Here is a 19,110-nt window from a genome sequence, read left to right on the forward strand (position 1 = left end):
AGCGCCCCGACATGCGGTTCGGCACCGAATTGTGGCCTGACATCGGGTCCCCCTTCGCGTACGGTTGACGGCTGCCCAATGCACGTCAGAAGGGGGCCTCGGTGGCCGCGCAGGATGCCGCTGTCGATTCCGCTGCCGGTACCGCCGAATCCGCTGTGGATTCGGTCCGGGAACGCGAAATCGCTGGGGAACAGGTACATCTCGACCAGGTGTACCGCCGCCTGGAGGAGAAGATCCACGAGGCGGAGTTCCTGATGAACGACGCCGCCAAGCGGGGTCAGGTCGGCACGCCCGGCGCCCTCGCCGAACGCGACGCCCAGGTCTTCCGGGCGGGGGTCCATCTCAACCGGCTCAACAACGAGTTCGAGGACTTCCTCTTCGGCCGGATCGACCTGCTGCTCGGAAAGGACGGCAAGAAGGGCCCGGACGGGGCGTACACCTCGGTGGACCCGGCCGAGGACGCCGTGCGCCCCGACGGCACGGCCGACATCGCCGAGACCCTGCACATCGGCCGGATCGGCGTCCTGGACGCCGACTACACGCCGCTGGTCATCGACTGGCGGGCGCCGGCCGCCGCGCCGTTCTACCGTTCGACGCCGGTCGACCCGGGCCGGGTCGTACGGCGCCGCGTCATCCGCTCCAAGGGCCGCAAGGTGCTCGGCGTCGAGGACGACCTGATGCGCCCGGAGCTGAAGGCGACCCTGGACGGTGCCGAGCTGCCCGTCATCGGCGACGGCGCCCTGATGGCCGCGCTGGGGCAGGCCCGCAGCCACACCATGCGGGACATCGTCGCCTCCATCCAGGCCGAGCAGGACCTGGTGATCCGGGCGCCCGCCGCCTCGGTGACGTACGTCGAGGGCGGGCCCGGCACCGGCAAGACCGCCGTCGCGCTGCACCGCGCTGCCTACCTGCTCTACCAGGACCGGCGCCGCTACGCCGGCGGCATCCTGATCGTCTCACCGACCCCGCTGCTCGTCGCGTACACCGAGGGCGTGCTGCCCTCGCTCGGCGAGGAGGGCCAGGTCGCGATCCGGGCCGTCGGCAACCTCGTGGACGGTGTGGAGGCCACCGAGTACGACGACCCGGCGGTCGCCCGCATCAAGGGCTCCTCGCGGATGCTCCACGTGCTGCGCAGAGCCGCCAGGGGCGCCCTGGAGGGCCCGGGGGAGCAGCCCGGGCGCTCCCGGCGGCGCGGCGGCGAACAGCTCGCCCTCGGCGAGCAGGCGCCCGCCCCGCACCCCGCCCAGCGGCTGCGCGTGGTCGCCTTCGGCGCGCGCGTCGAGCTGGAGGGCGAGGAACTGCGCCGCATCCGCCAGACCGTGCTCGGCGGCACGGCGCCCGTCAACCTGCTGCGCCCGCGCGCCCGCAGGCTGCTCCTGGACGCGCTGTGGTCGAAGTCGGGCGCCTCCGGGCGCCACACCGACCCGGAGCTGGCGGCCGAGCTGCGCTCCTCCTTCGACGACGACATCGCCTCCGAGGACGCCTTCATCGCCTTCCTCGACGCGTGGTGGCCGGAGCTGACCCCGCGCGGGGTGCTGGCCGCGATGGCCGACGAGAAGAGACTGGGGCGCTGGGCCCGCCGCGTCCTCAACCAGGGCGAGGTGCGGCGCCTGGCCCGCTCGCTGGCGCGCGCCGCCGACGGTGCCTTCTCGGTGCACGACGTGGCCCTGCTCGACGAGTTGGAGACGCTGCTCGGCGCCCCGGCGCGGCCGAAGAAGAAGCGCGAGTACGACCCGATGGACGCGCTGACCGGCCTTGAGGAGCTGATGCCGCACCGCGAGGAGACCCAGCGCGAGCGCGCCGAGCGGCTCGCCCAGGAGCGCACCGAGTACGCGCACGTCATCGTCGACGAGGCGCAGGACCTCACGCCCATGCAGTGGCGGATGGTCGGCCGGCGCGGACGCACCGCGACCTGGACGGTGGTGGGCGACCCCGCGCAGTCCTCCTGGTCCGACCCGGACGAGGCCGGCGAGGCCCGCGACGAGGCCCTGGGCAGCCGCCCGCGCCGCCGCTTCGAGCTGACCGTCAACTACCGCAACCCCGCCGAGATCGCCGAACTGGCCGCCCGCGTACTGGCGTTGGCGATGCCCGGCATGAAATCCCCGGCCGCCGTGCGGTCCACAGGCGTCGAGCCCCGGTTCGCCGTGGTGCGGGGCGGCGACCTCGCCCGTGCGGTGCGCGAGGAGGCGGCGCGGCTGCTCGACCAGGTGGACGGCACGGTCGGCGTGGTGGTCGCCATGCGGCGCCGCGACCAGGCGGCGCGCTGGCTCGCGGGGCTCGGCATGGGGGTCCCCCCGGGCGAGCGAAGCCGAGACTGGGGGAGGGTGGTGGCGCTCGGCAGCCTGGAGGCCAAGGGCCTGGAGTACGACGCCACGGTGGTCGTCTCCCCGGCCGAGATCGCGGACGAGTCCCCGGCCGGACTGCGGGTGCTGTACGTGGCGTTGACCCGGGCGACGCAGCAGCTCACGATCGTCTCGGGGGACCGGGACGAGCCCGACGCGAACGGGGTGCCAGACCTGCTCCGCGATTAATTTCGGGTCAACTCGCGATGCGGGGATCACTTGGCGGAGTGGTTTGTTAGCCTGGTTGTGACACCGGCTCGATCCAAGCCCCCGGGCCCAACCTTAGTCGCTTAGAGCGACCACTTGCCGCGAGGCGAGCATGGCGGGTCGGTGTCTTAACGTGAGCGACAGGCCCACGTCATCTTCGGATGGCGTGGGCCTGTTGTCGTTGGTGCGCACGGTCGGCCCCGTCGGCCGCCGGATGCCCGAAGGGTCTTCCGCCCGACCACCACTTTCTCGTATGGTGGAAACAACTTTCCGAAAAGGGTCGTCCATTATCGGCTACCAGCCAGTAGGTGCGACCATCGGATGGCATCGCCGCGCCACAGCCGGGGCGGTGCTAGCAACGAAGCTAGGGAAAGCAGAGGAACACGGTCATGGCAACGGCGCCCAGCGTCTCGTACTCGATGACGGTCCGCCTTGAGGTGCCCGCCAGCGGCACGGCGGTCTCTCAGCTCACCACGGCCGTGGAGTCCTCCGGCGGGTCGGTGACCGGCCTCGACGTGACCGCCTCCGGCCACGAGAAGCTGCGCATCGACGTCACCATCGCGGCCACCTCCACCTCGCACGCCGACGAGATCGTCGAGCAGCTGCGCGGCATCGAGGGAGTCACCCTCGGCAAGGTCTCCGACCGTACGTTCCTGATGCACCTCGGCGGCAAGATCGAGATGCAGTCGAAGCACCCCATCCGCAACCGTGACGACCTCTCGATGATCTACACCCCGGGCGTGGCCCGGGTGTGCATGGCGATCGCCGAGAACCCCGAGGACGCCCGGCGCCTGACCATCAAGCGCAACACCGTCGCGGTCGTCACGGACGGCTCCGCGGTGCTCGGCCTCGGCAACATCGGCCCGATGGCCGCCATGCCGGTCATGGAGGGCAAGGCGGCGCTCTTCAAGCGCTTCGCCGACATCGACGCCTGGCCGATCTGCCTGGACACCCAGGACACCGACGCCATCGTCCAGATCGTCAAGGCGATCGCCCCCGGCTTCGCGGGCATCAACCTGGAGGACATCTCGGCGCCCCGCTGCTTCGAGATCGAGGCCCGGCTGCGCGAGGCCCTCGACATCCCCGTCTTCCACGACGACCAGCACGGCACCGCCATCGTGGTGCTCGCCTCGCTGACCAACGCGCTGCGCGTGGTGGGCAAGAACATCGGTGACGTACGCGTCGTCATGTCCGGTGCGGGCGCGGCCGGTACGGCCATCCTGAAGCTCCTGATCGCGGCCGGCGTCAAGAACGCCGTCGTCGCCGACATCCACGGCGTGGTCCACGCGGGCCGCGAGGACCTCGTCGACGCGAGCCCCGAGTCCGCGCTGCGCTGGATCGCCGACAACACCAACCCCGAGGGCCTCACCGGCACCCTCAAGGAGGCCGTGGTCGGCGCCGACGTCTTCATCGGCGTCTCCGCCCCCAACGTCCTGAACGGCGACGACGTGGCCGCCATGGCCGACGGCGCGATCGTGTTCGCGCTCGCGAACCCGGACCCCGAGGTGGACCCGGCAATCGCCCGTCAGACGGCGGCGGTTGTGGCCACCGGCCGCTCGGACTTCCCCAACCAGATCAACAACGTGCTGGTCTTCCCGGGTGTCTTCCGCGGTCTGCTCGACGCCCAGTCCCGGACCGTCAACACGGACATGATGCTGGCCGCGGCCGGCGCGCTCGCGGACGTCGTCGCCGAGGACGAGCTCAACGCCAACTACATCATTCCCTCGGTGTTCAACGACAAGGTCGCCGGAGCCGTCGCGGGAGCCGTCCGCAACGCCGCCAAGGCCGCCGGAGCCGCTGTGACGGGTCCCACGTCGGTCTGAGCTACGGCGCGTCGCGGGATGCGGGCCCAGTAACGCCCCCTTAGGGTGGCGGACCATGACCCGCATCCGCACCGGCTCCGGCCCGGGAGTCCTCACCCTGTCGACGGAGCGTCACCTTGATGAGGCAGTGGCGCTTTTCGTGTGACTCAGGGTGACTCGGGAGGGTGCCGGATTGGCTTTCCCGCCATAGGTGGGGGCAGGATGCTTAACCGGGCGCGAGGGTCTGACACAGACCCGGGTCCGGGGACTGTCCGAGAGCCCTGGCAGCATCGGCTTCGCTGTATCCAACATGCGGCTTCCGCCGCGTGGCACGCCTCACAGGCAAGAAGAACACGGGAGTAAGAACATGAACCGCAGTGAGCTGGTGGCCGCGCTGGCCGACCGCGCCGAGGTGACCCGCAAGGACGCCGACGCCGTGCTGGCCGCTCTCGCCGAGACCGTCGGCGAGATCGTCGCCAAGGGCGACGAGAAGGTCACCATCCCCGGCTTCCTGACCTTCGAGCGCACCCACCGTGCCGCTCGTACCGCTCGTAACCCGCAGACCGGCGACCCGATCAACATCCCGGCCGGCTACAGCGTGAAGGTCTCCGCGGGCTCGAAGCTCAAGGAAGCCGCCAAGGGCAAGTAAGCACCCTTGGCTTTGCAAGGCGCTTAGCAACAACGCGAAGGGCGGCCACCCTGGTTCTCCAGGGTGGCCGCCCTTTTCGCGTGCGCGGGCTGTGGGGTGAGCGCCGGGGGCCTACGAAGGCCGCTTTGCGGAGTTCCCCGCGCCCCCCAACCCGTTTTCGTCCGCGGGCCGCGGGGGCCGTTCGCGCAGTTCCCCGCGCCCCTGGAGGTGGACCGGTGTTGCTTGGTGCGGGCCCGCTGCGGGGCCTTTCAGCCCGTCATGGGGTCCCCCCCCGGCCCTTGAGGCCTTGGGGCGGAGCCCCCAGGGGGGTCAGACCAGCGAACCGTTGGGGAGCTCGACCTTCGCGCCGAGGCTTTCGAGCTTCTCCATGAAGTTCTCGTAACCCCGGTTGATCAGGTCGATGCCGTGGACCCGGGACGTGCCCTGGGCCGCCAGCGCGGCGATGAGGTACGAGAAGCCGCCCCGGAGGTCCGGGATGACCAGATCGGCGCCCTGGAGCTTCGTGGGGCCGCTCACGACCGCGGAGTGCAGGAAGTTGCGCTGCCCGAACCGGCAGTTCGAGCCGCCGAGGCACTCGCGGTACAGCTGGATGTGCGCGCCCATCTGGTTGAGCGCCGAGGTGAAGCCGAGGCGCGACTCGTACACCGTCTCGTGGACGATGGACAGGCCGGTGGCCTGGGTGAGGGCGACGACCAGCGGCTGCTGCCAGTCCGTCTGGAAGCCCGGGTGCACGTCGGTTTCGAGCGCGATGGACTTGAGCGAGCCGCCCGGGTGCCAGAAGCGGATGCCCTCGTCGTCGATCTCGAAGGCGCCACCCACCTTCCGGTAGGTGTTCAGGAACGTCATCATCGAGCGCTGCTGGGCGCCGCGGACGTAGATGTTGCCCTCGGTCGCCAGCGCGGCGGACGCCCACGAGGCGGCCTCCAGGCGGTCCGAGAGGGCCCGGTGGGTGTAGCCGCCGAGGGCGTCGACACCGGTGACCCGGATGGTCCGGTCGGTGTCCATGGCGATGATCGCGCCCATCTTCTGCAGCACGCAGATGAGGTCCTCGATCTCGGGCTCCACCGCGGCGTTGGAGAGCTCGGTCACGCCCTCCGCCAGCACCGCGGTGAGCAGCACCTGCTCGGTCGCGCCGACCGACGGGTACGGCAGCGTGATCTTGCAGCCGCGAAGCCTCTGCGGGGCCTCCAGGTACTGGCCGTCGGCGCGCTTCTCGATGGTCGCGCCGAACTGGCGGAGCACCTCGAAGTGGAAGTCGATGGGCCGGCCGCCGATGTCGCAGCCGCCGAGGCCCGGGATGAAGGCGTGGCCCAGGCGGTGCAGGAGCGGGCCGCAGAGCAGGATCGGGATGCGTGAGGAACCCGCGTGCGCGTCGATGTCGGCGACGTTCGCGGACTCGACGTGGGAGGGGTCCAGGATCAGCTCGCCGGGCTCGTCGCCGGGGCGGACGGTGACGCCGTGCAGCTGCAGCAGGCCCCGTACGACGCGTACGTCGCGGATGTCGGGCACATTGCGCAGTCTGCTCGGGCCGCTGCCGAGGAGGGCGGCGACCATCGCCTTCGGCACGAGGTTCTTCGCGCCGCGGACGCGGATCTCGCCCTCGAGCGGGGTTCCGCCGTGGACAAGCAGTACATCGTCTGTGCCGGTCATGAATCTCGCGTTCCGGAGTGGTCGGGCAAGGGGCAGGGATAAAGGGTAAGGGGCTTTCACCCCTGCCCCATAAGGCCGAGGAGGGTTCACGAAGGTAATGAATTCGCTACAGCACGCTCCGTGCGGAGCGCCCTGCACAGTGTCACGTGTCCGGGGCCGTTCCCGGGGGCGCACGGCGGACCGTGCCCTGATGCTGTCGTGCGCCCACCCGTCACCCGGCCGCCACCCCTCATTGACGCGCTTCGCGCGGCGCATTCCTTCCCGGTTCCCCCGAACATGCGGGATCATGTCCGCATGACCGAGGTGTCCTCGCTCACCGGGCGGCTGCTCGTCGCCACCCCCGCGCTCGCCGATCCGAACTTCGACCGTGCGGTGGTGCTGCTCCTCGACCACGACGACGAGGGCACGCTCGGCGTGGTCCTGAACCGCCCGACGCCGGTCGGGGTCGGCGACATCCTGGAGTCCTGGGCCGGCCTCGCGGGGGAGCCGGGGGTGGTCTTCCAGGGCGGTCCCGTCTCGCTCGACTCGGCGCTCGGCGTGGCCGTCATCCCCGGCGACGAGGGGCCGCTCGGGTGGCGCCGGGTGTACGGGGCGATCGGCCTGGTCGACCTGGAGGCGCCCCCGGAACTGCTCGCGGCGGCCCTCGGCTCGCTGCGGATCTTCGCCGGGTACGCCGGCTGGGGCCCGGGGCAGCTGGAGGACGAGCTCACCGACGGTGCCTGGTACGTGGTCGAGTCGGAGCCCGGTGACGTCTCGTCCCCGGAGCCGGGGAGCCTGTGGCGGGCGGTGCTGCGCCGCCAGCGCAGCGAGCTCGCGATGGTGGCCACGTATCCGGACGATCCCTCGCTCAACTGACGGCGCGGGGGACGAGGGGCGGGCGGCGGGACGAACGGGTGGTGACGCCCCTCCACTCAATCCGGTTGCCTTCAGTACCCTTGGTGGTTATGAGCACTCTTGAGCCCGAGCGCGGGGCAGGTACGGGGACCCTCGTAGAGCCGACACCCCAGGTGTCGAACGGCGACGGCGACCACGAGCGCTTCGCCCACTACGTCCAGAAGGACAAGATCATGGCGAGCGCGCTCGACGGCACCCCCGTCGTCGCGCTCTGCGGCAAGGTCTGGGTGCCGGGACGCGACCCGAAGAAGTACCCGGTCTGCCCGATGTGCAAGGAGATCTACGAGTCCATGGGCGCCGGTGGCGACAAGGACAAGGACAAGGGCGGCAAGGACAAGAAGTAGGCGGTAACCGGGCCCGGCGAACGGCCCGGACGGCGGCGGGTCCGCCTTCGTCCAACGGCCCCTGGGGTGTGCGTCACGCACACCCCAGGGGCCGTTTTGTGTGCCCCGGGCCGTCCCGATCGTGTGCCTCGGGTTGTCCAGACCTCTTGCCGGGGCCTTTGCCTCCGCCATAACCTCCTCCCTGTTCTGCAGTATGCGAAACGCTCGTTGCGTATGTTGCAACGGCCATGGGGAGGATCTCCGCAGTGAAGCTCTCTGCCCGAACCGCCTTGCCGCTGGCGGCACTTGCCCTCGCCGGCCTTTCCGCCTGTGCCCCACAGACCTCCGACAACAGCGCGAAGAGCGACGACAAGAGCGGCACCCTGAGGGTCTGGCTCTTCCAGGAGGTGAGCAACGGCCCCAAGCAACAGGTCGTCGACAAGGCCGTGGCCGCCTTCAAGCAGTCCCACAAGGGCGCCGACGTCCAGGTCGAGTACATCCCCGTCGAGACCCGCGCCCAGAAGATCAAAGCCGCCTTCAACGACCCCGGCTCCGCGCCCGACCTCATCGAGTACGGCAACACCGACACCGCTGGTTACGTGAAGGACGGCGGACTCGCCGATGTGAGCGCCGAGTTCGCCGCCTGGAACGAGGCGAAGGACACCGACCCGACGGCCAGGCAGTCCGTGACGGTGGGCGGAAAGGTGTACGGCGCCCCACTGTTCGTGGGCGTACGCGCGCTGTACTACCGCACCGACGTCCTCAAGGACCTCGGCGTCGCCGTGCCCAAGACCCAGGACGAGCTGATCGCGACCGCCAAGAAGATCCACCGGTCCAGGCCCGACCTGTACGGGCTCGCGGTGGGCGGCGCCTACACCTACGGGGCGCTGCCGTTCCTCTGGGCCAACGGTGGTGAACTGGCCACCGAGAACGGCGGAAAGTACACCTCGGCGCTCGACGGCGCGGCCGCGCGCAAGGGCATAACGGCCTACACCTCGCTCTTCGGCGACGACAACTGCCCGGCCGCCAAGTGCGCCCAGATGGGCGGCAACGCCACGGTCACCGCCTTCGCGAACGGCAAGGCGGCCATGGCGATCGGCGGCGACTTCAACTATGCGGCCGTCGATACCGGCACCGTCAAGGGCAAGTACGCCGTCGTGCCGCTGCCCGGCCTGGCACCAGGATCGGTCGCCCCGGCGTTCGCCGGCGGCAACAACGTCGGTGTCCTGAAGAGCAGTTCGCACCGCACGCTCGCCGTCGCCCTCATGGAACAGCTCGCCGGCAAGACCACCCAGCGCGAACTCTTCGACGCGATGGGCTTCCTGCCGACGTACACCGACGTGCGCGCCGAAGTCGCCAAGAAGCAGCCCTTCGTCGAACCGTTCGTTCGCACCCTCGCCGCCGGCGCCAAGTTCGTTCCCGCGTCGCCGGGTTGGGGGCAGATCGACTCCTCGCTCGTGCTGCCCACGATGTTCCAGGAGATCGTCAGCGGAAAGAAGGACGTCGCGAAGGCGTCGACGGACGCGGCCAAGAAGATGAACGACGTGTTCGGGGCGGCGGGTTGAGCCCCGTGACCGCCGAACCCGAGACGGCCCGGGCGCCCGTGGCGGCGCCGGCCCGGGGCCGCCGGCCGCGTCCCCACTCGCCCCGACGGGCCGGCTGGACACCGTGGCTCTATCTGGCCCCCGCGCTCGCCGTCCTCGGCGCGCTGCTCGTCTACCCGATCTACCAACTCGGCCTGATCTCCTTCCTGGAGTACACCCAGGCCCAGGTCAGCGGCGGCGAGCCCACCAGCTTCCAGGGGCTCGCGAACTACACCGCGCTGTTCTCGGACAGCCAGTTCTGGTCCGTGCTGTTCGCCACCGTCGTCTTCGCGGCGGCCTGTGTCGTGACCACCCTGGCCGTCGGCTGCGCACTCGCGGTGCTCCTGACGCGGGTGCGGGCGCTGCCTCGGCTCGCCCTCATGCTGGCCGCGCTCGGAGCGTGGGCGACGCCCGCGATCACCGGCTCCACCGTGTGGATGTTCCTCTTCGACCCCGACTTCGGCCCGGTCAACCGCGTGTTGGGCCTCGGCGACCACTCGTGGACGTACGGGCGCTACAGCGCGTTCCTGCTCGTCCTGCTCGAAGTGGTCTGGTGCTCCTTCCCGTTCGTAATGGTCACGGTGTACGCCGGAATCCGGGCGATCCCGGGCGAGGTCTTGGAGGCGGCCGCACTCGACGGGGCATCGCAGTGGCGGATCTGGCGGGCCGTCATGGTGCCGATGCTGCGCCCGATCCTCACGGTCGTCACCATCCAGTCGGTCATCTGGGACTTCAAGGTGTTCACGCAGATCTACGTCATGACGAACGGGGGCGGCATCGCGGGCCAGAACCTGGTCCTCAATGTGTACGCGTACCAGAAGGCGTTCGCCTCGTCGCAGTACAGCCTCGGCTCGGCGATCGGCGTGGTGATGCTGCTGATCCTGCTGGCCGCGACGCTGGTGTACCTGCGGCTGCTGCGGAGGCAGGGGGAGGAGCTGTGATGTCGGTGGTGTCGGGGAGGGCCGTCAAGTCCGCGATGGGGGTACGGCTGCGCGGGGTGCTCGGGGTGCGCCGGCCGGGGCGGCTGGTCGCCGAGGGGATCGCGCTGCTCGTGGCCGTCGTGGTGGCCTTCCCGCTGTACTGGATGGTGCTCTCGGCGTTCAAACCGGCGGGGGAGGTGCAGTCGAGCCACCCCCGGCCGTGGACGCTCTCCCCGTCCCTCGACTCCTTCCGCCGGGTCTTCACCCAGCAGGACTTCGGCCGGTACTTCCTCAACAGCCTGGTCGTGGCGGGCTCGGTGGTGCTGCTCTCGGCGCTGATCGCCTTCCTCGCGGCGACGGCGGTGACGCGGTTCCGGTTCAAGTTCCGCACCACGCTGCTGATCATGTTCCTGGTGGCGCAGATGGTGCCGGTCGAGGCGCTGACGATCCCGCTGTTCTTCCTGATGCGCGATCTGGGCCAGCTCAACACGCTGGGCTCGCTGATCCTGCCGCACCTCGCGTTCTCGCTGCCGTTCGCGATCTGGATGCTCCGGGGGTTCGTGCGGGGGGTGCCGGTCGCGCTGGAGGAGGCGGCGGCGCTCGACGGGGCGAGCCGCACGCGGTTCCTGTGGCAGATCCTGTTCCCGCTGGTGTTCCCGGGGCTGGTGGCGACGAGCGTCTTCTCCTTCATCTCCGCGTGGAACGACTTCCTGTTCGCGAAGTCGTTCATCATCAGCGACACGTCGCAGTCCACGTTGCCGATGGCGCTGCTCGTCTTCTTCAAGCCGGACGAGAACGACTGGGGCGGGATCATGGCGGCGTCGACGGTGATGACCGTGCCGGTCCTGGTGTTCTTCGTGCTGGTGCAGCGGAGGCTGGTCTCGGGGGTCGGAGGTGCGGTCAAGTGACCCGGCCCCGGTGGCTCCCGCCCCCGGGCCGCAGCCCCGGAACGAGCCGCCCACCCCATCCGCCCCCGGAGGGCTGCGGGAAGGGCCGGGGCGAGAAACGGCCAGAACCCAACACCACTCGTACGAACGGACCGAAAGGCACATCACCACTCCCATGGACATGGACAGCCACCTCATCCCGGCCCCCCGCACCGCCCACCAGGCCGACGCACCCAACCGCCTCACCCCCGCCACCACCCTCCACACCGCCCCCGGCACCGAACCCCTCGCCGCACTCCTGCGAGGCACGATCGGCGCCGCAACAGGGCTCGCCCTGCCCGACGGTGAGGGCGACGGCAACGCGGACCGCATCGTGCTGCGGCTCGACCCCGACCTGCCCGGCGGCCCGGAGGCGTACCGGCTCTCCACCGACCGCACCCTGCAGAACGTCGCCGCCCTCATCGAAGGAGCCACGCCCGCCGGTGTGTTCCGCGGGATGCAGACGTTCCGCCAGCTGCTGGGGCCGGAGGCATTCCGGCGGGCCCCGGTCGCCGCCGGGCGGGACTGGACGCTGCCCGGGGTCACCATCGAGGACAGCCCCCGCTTCGGCTGGCGCGGGCTCATGCTCGACGTGGCACGGCACTTCATGCCGAAGGACGGCGTGCTGCGCTACCTCGACCTCATCGCCGCCCACAAGCTCAACGTCTTCCACTTCCACCTCACCGACGACCAGGGCTGGCGCATCGAGATCAAGCGCTACCCCCGCCTCACCGAGGTCGGAGCGTGGCGCAGCCGGACCAAGTGGGGGCATCGGGCCTCGCCCCTGTGGGACGAGAAGCCGCACGGGGGTTACTACACCCAGGACGACATCCGCGAGATCGTCGCGTACGCGGCCGAGCGGCATATCCGCGTCGTCCCCGAGATCGACCTGCCGGGCCATTCGCAGGCCGCCATCGCCGCGTACCCCGAACTCGGCAACACCGACGTCATCGACACCGCCTCCCTCTCCGTCTGGGACACCTGGGGCGTCAATCCGAACGTACTCGCTCCCACTGACAACACCCTCCGCTTCTACGAAGGGGTGCTGGAGGAGGTGCTCGACCTCTTCCCCGAGGGCGTCTCGCCGTTCATCCACATCGGCGGCGACGAGTGCCCCAAGGAGCAGTGGCAGAAGTCGGACGTCGCCCAGGACCGCATCCGCGAACTCGGGCTCGGCGGTGAGAACGAGCTCCAGTCCTGGATCATCCGGCACTTCGACACCTGGCTGAGCGCCCGCGGGCGCCGCCTCATCGGCTGGGACGAGATCCTGGAGGGCGGCCTCGCACCCGGCGCCGCGGTTTCGTCCTGGCGCGGTTACGGCGCCGGCATCGCCGCGGCGGAAGCCGGGCACGACGTCGTGATGTGTCCGGAGCAGTACGTGTATCTCGATCACCGGCAGGCCGCCGGCGCGGACGAGCCCGTGCCCATCGGATTCGTCCGCACCCTGGAGGACGTCTACCGGTTCGAGCCCGTTCCGCCGCAGCTCGGCCCCGAGGCCGCCGCCCACGTCCTGGGCACCCAGGCCAACGCGTGGACCGAGGTGATGGAGAACCAGTCCCGCGTCGACTACCAGGTGTTCCCCCGGCTCGCCGCCTTCGCCGAGGTCGCCTGGAGCGCGCTGCCCGCCCCGGCCGAGCGTGACTTCGTCGATTTCGAGCGCCGAATGGCCTCCCACTACAAGCGCCTTGACGCGCTCGGCGTCGACTACCGGCCGCCCGCCGGGCCGTTGCCGTGGCAACAGCGTCCGGGAGTGGTCGGACGCCCGATCGAGGGGGCGCCCCCAAACAGGTGAGCCCGGCGCCAAGGGCGGTGCCCGGCGGCCGTGTGCCTGGGAGCGTGGGCCCGGGTCACGGCCGCCCGGCCGGGACCGGCTGCGAGGAAGACCGCTGTGACGAACACCCGGCGTGCGGAACCAGGCGTACCGCATAAGTCGTACAACGCCCGCGAAACCGGAACATTCCCCAGGTCGGGGACGGAAGCGCGCTTCGCGGACCCTGCCGTCGGCCGGTCCGGAAGATGTGCCAGAGTTGCCACGTCCGGGCTGTGAGCACGTACGGTACGGCCATCAGCAGGTGGCCACAGACGGCACAGTCGTACGGCCGGGACACCGGGAAGGGGCAGCTGGGTTGACCACGCACGCACCGCAGGCGGCGCAGTCCGTGACGCTGCCTGCCTCACTGGACGAGGCCGTGGCGGCGCTCGCGGCCATGCCTGCCGCCGTGCCCGTCGCGGGCGGCACCGATCTGATGGCGGCCGTCAACCGCGGTCTGCTGCGCCCGGCCGGTCTGGTCGGACTCGGCCGGATCAACGAGATCCGCGGCTGGCAGTACCAGGACGGCCACGCCCTGCTCGGCGCCGGTCTCACCCACGCCCGGATGGGGCGCCCGGACTTCGCGGCGCTCATTCCGGCGCTCGCCGCCGCCGCGCGCGCCGCCGGACCCCCGCAGATCCGCAACGCGGGCACGCTCGGCGGCAACATCGCCTCCGCGGCCCCGACCGGCGACGCGCTGCCCGTGCTCGCCGCGCTCGAAGCCAACCTCGTCATCGCGGGCCCGGGCGGCGCCCGACGTGAAATCCCCGTGTCGCATCTGCTGGCCGGGCGGGACATGCTCGCCCCGGCCGAGTTGATCGGTTATGTCCGGGTGCCGCTGCTGCACGCTCCCCAAGTTTTCCTCAAGGCCACCGGCCGCACCGGCCCCGGCCGGGCCACCGCCTCGGTCGCCGTCGTCCTCGACCCGGCCCGGCGCGGGGTGCGCTGCGCGGTCGGCGCCATCGCGCCGATGCCGCTGCGCCCCCTGGAGGCCGAGCGCTGGATCGCCTCGCTCATCGACTGGGACGGCGAGCGCGCGGCGCTCGCCCCCGAAGCGCTCGGCGCGTTCGGCGAATACGTGGCCGCCGCCTGCATCCCGGACCCGGAGCCACCCGCGGACGGTTCACCGCCCCCGCCCCTCTCGCCCGCCGTACTGCATCTTCGGCGTACCGTCGCCGCGTTGGCCCGCCGAGCACTGGGGAGGGCGCTGTCGTGACCAGCCAGAACAACGACCGGAACACCAGCCCGAACGACGACCGGAACGGCCAGTACGAGCCCGAGCGCGAGAACGAGCACGGCTACGGGCAGGTGCCCCGGCACGGCGGCTGGGAGCCGGTTCCGCACGGCGGCGAGTACGAGCCGGACGCCACGGCGTTCGTCCAGCTGCCCCCGGACATGGACCTGATGGGCGCCCCCCTCGCGGCGCCCGGCCACGGTTACGTACCGCCGATGATCGTGCCGCTCACCCCGGCCGCCGCGACGGACCCCGGGTCCACCGGCGTATGGCGCATCCCGACCGAGCCGACCGGCCAGGGCACGCCCGGCGCGTCCGACGGCGAGCCCGCGCCCGGCGCGCAGACCGTGGTGTGGCCGGAGCCTCCCGCGCCCACCCCGGTGCCCGCGACGCCGACGCACCCCGCCCACGACCCGTCCGCGACGGCCCAGTGGAACTTCGCGGACGAGCCCTCCCTCGCCGGGACCGGCCAGTGGACGATCCCGGTCGCCGAGGGTGAACTGCCGGAAGAATCCGGCGAGTTCACCACCTCGTCGTTGATCGAGCAGTGGGGGTCGACCCCGCCCGCGACCCTGCCGGGCGGCGCCCCCGCGCCCTGGGCGAACCAGCTCCCCGAGCCGCCCGCCCCGGAGCCGGTGGAAGCACCGGCGCCCGCCGCGCCGGAAGCGCCCGAAGCCCCGGCGGCGCCCGTAACGGCGTTCGCGCCGGAGCCGCCCCCGGAAGCACCGCTGACCGTCGAGCCCCTCGCCGAGGCGGTCCCGGAGGCGCAGGCATCCGCGCTGCCCGAGGCCGAGGCGGACGCGGTGTCCGACGAGCCGATCGAGCCGACCGGCTCCTCGACCGGGACCCCGGACGGACTCGAAGGGCACGAGGATCACACGGCCCATGCGGTCCACGGGGTCCATGACGTCCATGCGGTCCATGAGGCTCACGCGGTTCAAGAGGCCCCGGGGGCGCACGCGGCCGACGCGGTCTCCGAGCTGTCGGAGGCCCACGGGGCTCACAAGACCCCCGCTCCAGAGGTCTCCGAGGTCTCCGAAGCCCCAGAGGCACCGGAGGCCCCAGAGGTACCCGGGCTGCCCCACCCCGTCACCGCGGCCGGAATCGAGCCCGGGATCGAGCCCGGAGCCGAGCCCGAGTCCCGACCGGACGCCGCGCCGGAACCCGAAGCGGCGCCCCGCCCCGAGGCGGAAGACGCCGCACCCGCACCCGAGGGCGCCGCACCCGAACCCGCCTTCGTCGGCGCGCCGGACCTCGAACACCCCAGTGCCTCCTACGTGTTGCGCGTGAACGGCGCCGACCGGCCCGTCACCGAGGCGTGGGTCGGCGAGTCGCTGCTCTACGTGCTGCGCGAGCGGCTCGGGCTCGCCGGGGCCAAGGACGGCTGTTCACAGGGCGAGTGCGGCGCGTGCAACGTGCAGGTGGACGGGCGGCTCGTCGCCTCCTGCCTGGTGCCCGCGGCGACCACGGCCGGCAGTGAGGTCCGTACCGTCGAGGGGCTCGCCACCGACGGCGAACCCTCCGACGTGCAGCGGGCCCTGGCCGAGAGCGGAGCCGTGCAGTGCGGCTTCTGCATCCCCGGCATGGCCATGACGGTGCACGACCTGCTCGAAGGCAACCACGCTCCCACCGAGCTCGAAACGCGCCAGGCGCTCTGCGGCAACCTGTGCCGCTGCTCCGGCTACCGGGGCGTGCTCGACGCCGTGAAGGACGTGGTCGCGGGCCGCGAGGCGGCCGGCGCGGCCCTGGCCGACGAGGCCCGCATTCCGCACCAGGCACCCCCCGGGGCCGGCAGCGCCAAGCCCCCGCACACGCACGACGGAGGCATGGCGTGAGCAACGACGCAGCCACCGCGACGGCCGAAGGCGCCACCCCGGTGGCGGGGCCGGAGCAGCAGCCGCCCGCGCACGGCATCGGCGCGTCCCTCGCGCCGGGCGACGCACGGGCCAAGACCGAGGGGACGTTCCCCTACGCGGCCGACCTGTGGGCCGAGGGCCTGCTGTGGGCAGCAGTGCTGCGCGCCCCGCACGCGTCCGCGCGCATCGTCTCCATCGACACCGCGGCCGCCGTCGCCATGCCGGGCGTACGGGCCGTGGTGACCCACGCCGACGTGCCGGGCGACCCCGCGTTCGGCCGCCGGATCGCCGACCGCCCGGTCTTCGCGTCCGAGTACGTACGCCACCAGGGCGAGCCCATCGCCGCGGTGGCCGCCGACCACCCCGACACCGCGCGCCTCGCGGCCGCGGCGATCGCCGTCGAGTACGAGGTGCTCGAACCGGTCACCGACCCGGAGAAGGCGTTCGCGGCCGAACCGCTGCACCCCGACGGCAACTTGATCCGGCACATCCCGCTCCAGTACGGCGACCCCGAGGCGACCGGCGAGGTCGTGGTCGAGGGCCTGTACCGGATCGGCCGCCAGGACCCGGCCCCGATCGGCGCCGAGGCGGGCCTCGCGGTGCCCCGGCCCGACGGCGGCGTCGAGCTGTACACCGCCTCCACCGACCCGCACAGCGACCGCGATCTGGCCGCCGCCTGCTTCGGCCTGGAGCCGGACCGGGTCAAGGTCGTCGTCACCGGAGTGCCCGGCGCGACCGGCGACCGCGAGGACCTCGGCTTCCAACTCCCGCTGGGGCTACTGGCGTTGAGAACCGGCTGCCCGGTCAAGCTGACCGCCACCCGCGAGGAGTCCTTCCTCGGCCACGCCCACCGCCACCCCACCCTGCTGCGCTACCGCCACCACGCGGACGCGGAGGGGCGCCTGGTCAAGGTCGAGGCGCAGATCCTGCTCGACGCGGGCGCCTACGCCGAGGCGTCCTCCGAATCCCTCGCCGCGGCCGTCGCGTTCGCCTGCGGCCCGTACGTCGTGCCGCACGCCTTCGTGGAGGGCTGGGCGGTGCGCACCAACAACCCGCCCTCCGGACACGTCCGGGGCGAGGGCGCACTCCAGGTGTGCGCGGCCTACGAGGGCCAAATGGACAAGCTGGCCGGGAAGTTGGGCATCGATCCGGCCGAACTGCGCATGCGCAACGTGCTCGCGACGGGCGACCTGCTGCCCACCGGGCAGACGGTCACCTGCCCGGCGCCCGTGGCCGAACTCCTGCGCGCGGTACGCGACTTCCCCCTCCCCACCCTCCCCAAGGACGCTCCCGAGGACGACTGGCTGCTGCCGGGCGGCCCCGAGGGCGCGGGCGAACCGGACGCGGTGCGGCGCGGGGTCGGCTACGCGCTCGGCATGGTCCACATGCTCGGCGCCGAGGGCGCCGACGAGGTGTCCACCGCCACCGTGAAGGTCCAGGACGGTGTCGCCACCGTCATCTGCGCGGCCGTCGAGACCGGCCAGGGCTTCACCACGCTCGCCCGCCAGATCGTCCAGGAGACCCTGGGCATCGACGAGGTGCACGTCGCGCCCGTCGACACCGACCAGCCCCCGGCTGGCCCCGCCACCCACGGCCGCCACACCTGGGTGTCCGGTGGCGCGGTCGAGCGCGCGGCCAAGATGGTCCGCACCCAGCTGCTGCAACCCCTCGCCCACAAGTTCGGCATGTCGACGGAGCTGCTCCAGATCGCCGACGGCAAGATCACCTCGTACGACGGCGTCCTGTCGACCACGGTCAGCGAGGCCATGGACGGCAAGGAGCTCTGGGCCACCGCCCAGTGCCGCCCGCACCCCACCGAGCCGCTCGACGAGGCGGGCCAGGGCGACGCGTTCGTCGGCCTGGCGTTCTGCGCGATCCGCGCGGTCGTGGACGTCGACATCGAGCTCGGCTCGGTCCGCGTCGTCGAACTCGCCGTCGCCCAGGACGTCGGCCGCATCCTGAATCCCCGTCAGCTCGCGGCCCGGATCGAGGCCGGGGTCACCCAGGGCGTCGGTGCGGCGCTGACCGAGAACCTGCGGACGGTACGCGGCCAGATCCGCCACCCCGACCTCACGGGCTACGCCCTGCCGACGGCCCTCGACGCCCCCGACATCCGCATCGTGAAGCTGGTCGAGGAGCGGGACGTGGTCGCCCCCTTCGGTGCGAAGGCCGCGAGTGCCGTCCCGGTGGTGACGTCCCCGGCCGCGATCGCCTCCGCGGTCCGCGCGGCGACCGGGCGCCCGGTCAACCGCCTCCCGATCCGGCCGCAGGCGGCCGTGGTTCAGCAGGGCTAGGCGCTGGTCGGCGCCGGCGAACATCCCGTACACGGCGCCGAGCAGGGCCACCTCGGACAGCCGGGCAGGCCTGATCGGTGCCGGCCCGCATCGAGGTCCCCCGGCCGGATGACCCCCGGCACACAGGTATGGCCGCCCGCTCACCCCTGAGCACCTCAGGAGCCCGGACCCGCAGGGTCTCCTTCCCTTATGCTGCTGGCAAAGAGACGGTAATGGCGTTACGGGGCAAGGGAGTTGGGGATGGCGTCAGGATCGGTCGGGGCCCAGGGGCGTGGCGGTTCGGACCTGGTCGCGCACGCCGACGACCTCGGAGTGGTCGGCGGGGACGCCCACAAGCTGTACGACGCCCTGCGGGTGGACGGCGACCATGCCCGGCAGTCCACCTTCGAGGCGGCGCGTGCGCTGAGCGCCGACAACTTCGGGAGCGGCGACGCCCTGATGCGCGTCCACGACCTGTGGCAGAGCCAGTTCTCCACGCTGAAGGACGCCTGCGCGCAGATCTCCAACCACCTCGATTACTCGGTCGCCCAGCACGCCAAGGACGACACCGCGGTCCTCGGCTCGCTGGCGCCCGTCTCCGTGATCAGCGGATACCTCAAGTAGGGGCGGGGGGACAGGGG

14 protein-coding genes are annotated in these 19,110 nt (G+C 71.7%); 13 read left to right on the top strand and 1 reads right to left on the bottom strand.

Features of this window, described 5'->3' with window-relative positions; translation table 11 throughout:
- The first annotated feature begins 101 nt into the window (after window positions 1-101).
- The 3 genes from IE267_RS30110 to IE267_RS30120 all read left to right on the top strand — a co-directional run bounded on the left by IE267_RS30110 (window position 102) and on the right by IE267_RS30120 (window position 5,000).
- Window positions 102-2,531 (top strand): HelD family protein, encoded by a 2,430-nt coding sequence (locus IE267_RS30110; RefSeq protein WP_229861493.1) that lies wholly within the window; start codon window positions 102-104, stop codon window positions 2,529-2,531.
- A gap of 407 nt (window positions 2,532-2,938) precedes the next feature.
- The gene (locus IE267_RS30115; RefSeq protein ID WP_161245198.1) at window positions 2,939-4,372 is read left to right on the top strand and encodes an NAD-dependent malic enzyme; all 1,434 of its coding nucleotides are present in this window, start codon (window positions 2,939-2,941) and stop codon (window positions 4,370-4,372) included.
- 346 nt (window positions 4,373-4,718) lie between these two features.
- On the top strand, window positions 4,719-5,000 hold the full coding sequence (locus IE267_RS30120; RefSeq protein ID WP_003968811.1) for an HU family DNA-binding protein: 282 nt from the start codon (window positions 4,719-4,721) through the stop codon (window positions 4,998-5,000).
- 309 nt (window positions 5,001-5,309) lie between these two features.
- On the opposite strand, the gene murA is transcribed toward IE267_RS30120, so the two are convergent.
- A complete protein-coding gene (gene murA / locus IE267_RS30125) occupies window positions 5,310-6,650 on the bottom strand; it encodes a UDP-N-acetylglucosamine 1-carboxyvinyltransferase (RefSeq protein ID WP_100578611.1) in 1,341 nt (446 codons plus the stop codon).
- A gap of 294 nt (window positions 6,651-6,944) precedes the next feature.
- Here murA and IE267_RS30130 point away from each other — a divergent pair, with 294 nt between their 5' ends.
- The 10 genes from IE267_RS30130 to IE267_RS30175 all read left to right on the top strand — a co-directional run bounded on the left by IE267_RS30130 (window position 6,945) and on the right by IE267_RS30175 (window position 19,093).
- Window positions 6,945-7,505, top strand: a complete 561-nt coding sequence (locus tag IE267_RS30130) for a YqgE/AlgH family protein (RefSeq protein WP_161245199.1) — start codon at window positions 6,945-6,947, stop codon at window positions 7,503-7,505.
- A gap of 89 nt (window positions 7,506-7,594) precedes the next feature.
- Window positions 7,595-7,888: a DUF3039 domain-containing protein gene (locus tag IE267_RS30135; protein WP_100578609.1), complete on the top strand. Its 294-nt coding sequence runs from the start codon at window positions 7,595-7,597 to the stop codon at window positions 7,886-7,888.
- A gap of 245 nt (window positions 7,889-8,133) precedes the next feature.
- Window positions 8,134-9,432 carry an extracellular solute-binding protein gene (locus tag IE267_RS30140; RefSeq protein ID WP_189765379.1) on the top strand — a complete coding sequence of 433 codons (1,299 nt, stop codon included), beginning with the start codon at window positions 8,134-8,136 and terminating at the stop codon, window positions 9,430-9,432.
- A 5-nt stretch (window positions 9,433-9,437) separates the two neighbouring features.
- Window positions 9,438-10,391: a carbohydrate ABC transporter permease gene (locus tag IE267_RS30145; protein ID WP_189765380.1), complete on the top strand. Its 954-nt coding sequence runs from the start codon at window positions 9,438-9,440 to the stop codon at window positions 10,389-10,391.
- A 35-nt stretch (window positions 10,392-10,426) separates the two neighbouring features.
- Window positions 10,427-11,278 (top strand): carbohydrate ABC transporter permease, encoded by an 852-nt coding sequence (locus IE267_RS30150; protein WP_373304613.1) that lies wholly within the window; start codon window positions 10,427-10,429, stop codon window positions 11,276-11,278.
- Between the two features lie 160 nt (window positions 11,279-11,438).
- Window positions 11,439-13,088 carry a beta-N-acetylhexosaminidase gene (locus IE267_RS30155; RefSeq protein ID WP_189765472.1) on the top strand — a complete coding sequence of 550 codons (1,650 nt, stop codon included), beginning with the start codon at window positions 11,439-11,441 and terminating at the stop codon, window positions 13,086-13,088.
- 334 nt (window positions 13,089-13,422) lie between these two features.
- Window positions 13,423-14,322 carry an FAD binding domain-containing protein gene (locus IE267_RS30160; protein WP_167152970.1) on the top strand — a complete coding sequence of 300 codons (900 nt, stop codon included), beginning with the start codon at window positions 13,423-13,425 and terminating at the stop codon, window positions 14,320-14,322.
- Window positions 14,319-16,175 carry a (2Fe-2S)-binding protein gene (locus IE267_RS30165; protein WP_229861494.1) on the top strand — a complete coding sequence of 619 codons (1,857 nt, stop codon included), beginning with the start codon at window positions 14,319-14,321 and terminating at the stop codon, window positions 16,173-16,175. Before IE267_RS30160 ends, IE267_RS30165 begins: the two co-directional genes overlap by 4 nt.
- On the top strand, window positions 16,172-18,490 hold the full coding sequence (locus tag IE267_RS30170) for a xanthine dehydrogenase family protein molybdopterin-binding subunit (protein ID WP_161254372.1): 2,319 nt from the start codon (window positions 16,172-16,174) through the stop codon (window positions 18,488-18,490). The genes IE267_RS30165 and IE267_RS30170 overlap by 4 nt, the downstream gene beginning before the upstream one ends.
- 240 nt (window positions 18,491-18,730) lie before the next feature.
- A complete protein-coding gene (locus IE267_RS30175) occupies window positions 18,731-19,093 on the top strand; it encodes a hypothetical protein (protein WP_167152971.1) in 363 nt (120 codons plus the stop codon).
- Window positions 19,094-19,110 lie beyond the last annotated feature (17 nt).

Origin of the sequence: Streptomyces xanthochromogenes (assembly GCF_014650455.1) — a bacterium.
GTDB classification, from domain to species: domain Bacteria; phylum Actinomycetota; class Actinomycetes; order Streptomycetales; family Streptomycetaceae; genus Streptomyces; species Streptomyces xanthochromogenes.

Excerpts from the sequence above, each read along its gene's own strand:
- IE267_RS30150 (WP_373304613.1), top strand. The coding sequence starts at position 10,427 with ATGGGGGTACGGCTGCGCGGGGTGCTCGGGGTGCGCCGGCCGGGGCGG.
- IE267_RS30115 (WP_161245198.1), top strand. The coding sequence starts at position 2,939 with ATGGCAACGGCGCCCAGCGTCTCGTACTCGATGACGGTCCGCCTTGAG.
- murA (WP_100578611.1), bottom strand. The coding sequence starts at position 6,650 with ATGACCGGCACAGACGATGTACTGCTTGTCCACGGCGGAACCCCGCTC.
- IE267_RS30155 (WP_189765472.1), top strand. The coding sequence starts at position 11,439 with ATGGACAGCCACCTCATCCCGGCCCCCCGCACCGCCCACCAGGCCGAC.
- IE267_RS30135 (WP_100578609.1), top strand. The coding sequence starts at position 7,595 with ATGAGCACTCTTGAGCCCGAGCGCGGGGCAGGTACGGGGACCCTCGTA.
- IE267_RS30130 (WP_161245199.1), top strand. The coding sequence starts at position 6,945 with ATGACCGAGGTGTCCTCGCTCACCGGGCGGCTGCTCGTCGCCACCCCC.
- IE267_RS30175 (WP_167152971.1), top strand. The coding sequence starts at position 18,731 with ATGGCGTCAGGATCGGTCGGGGCCCAGGGGCGTGGCGGTTCGGACCTG.
- IE267_RS30120 (WP_003968811.1), top strand. The coding sequence starts at position 4,719 with ATGAACCGCAGTGAGCTGGTGGCCGCGCTGGCCGACCGCGCCGAGGTG.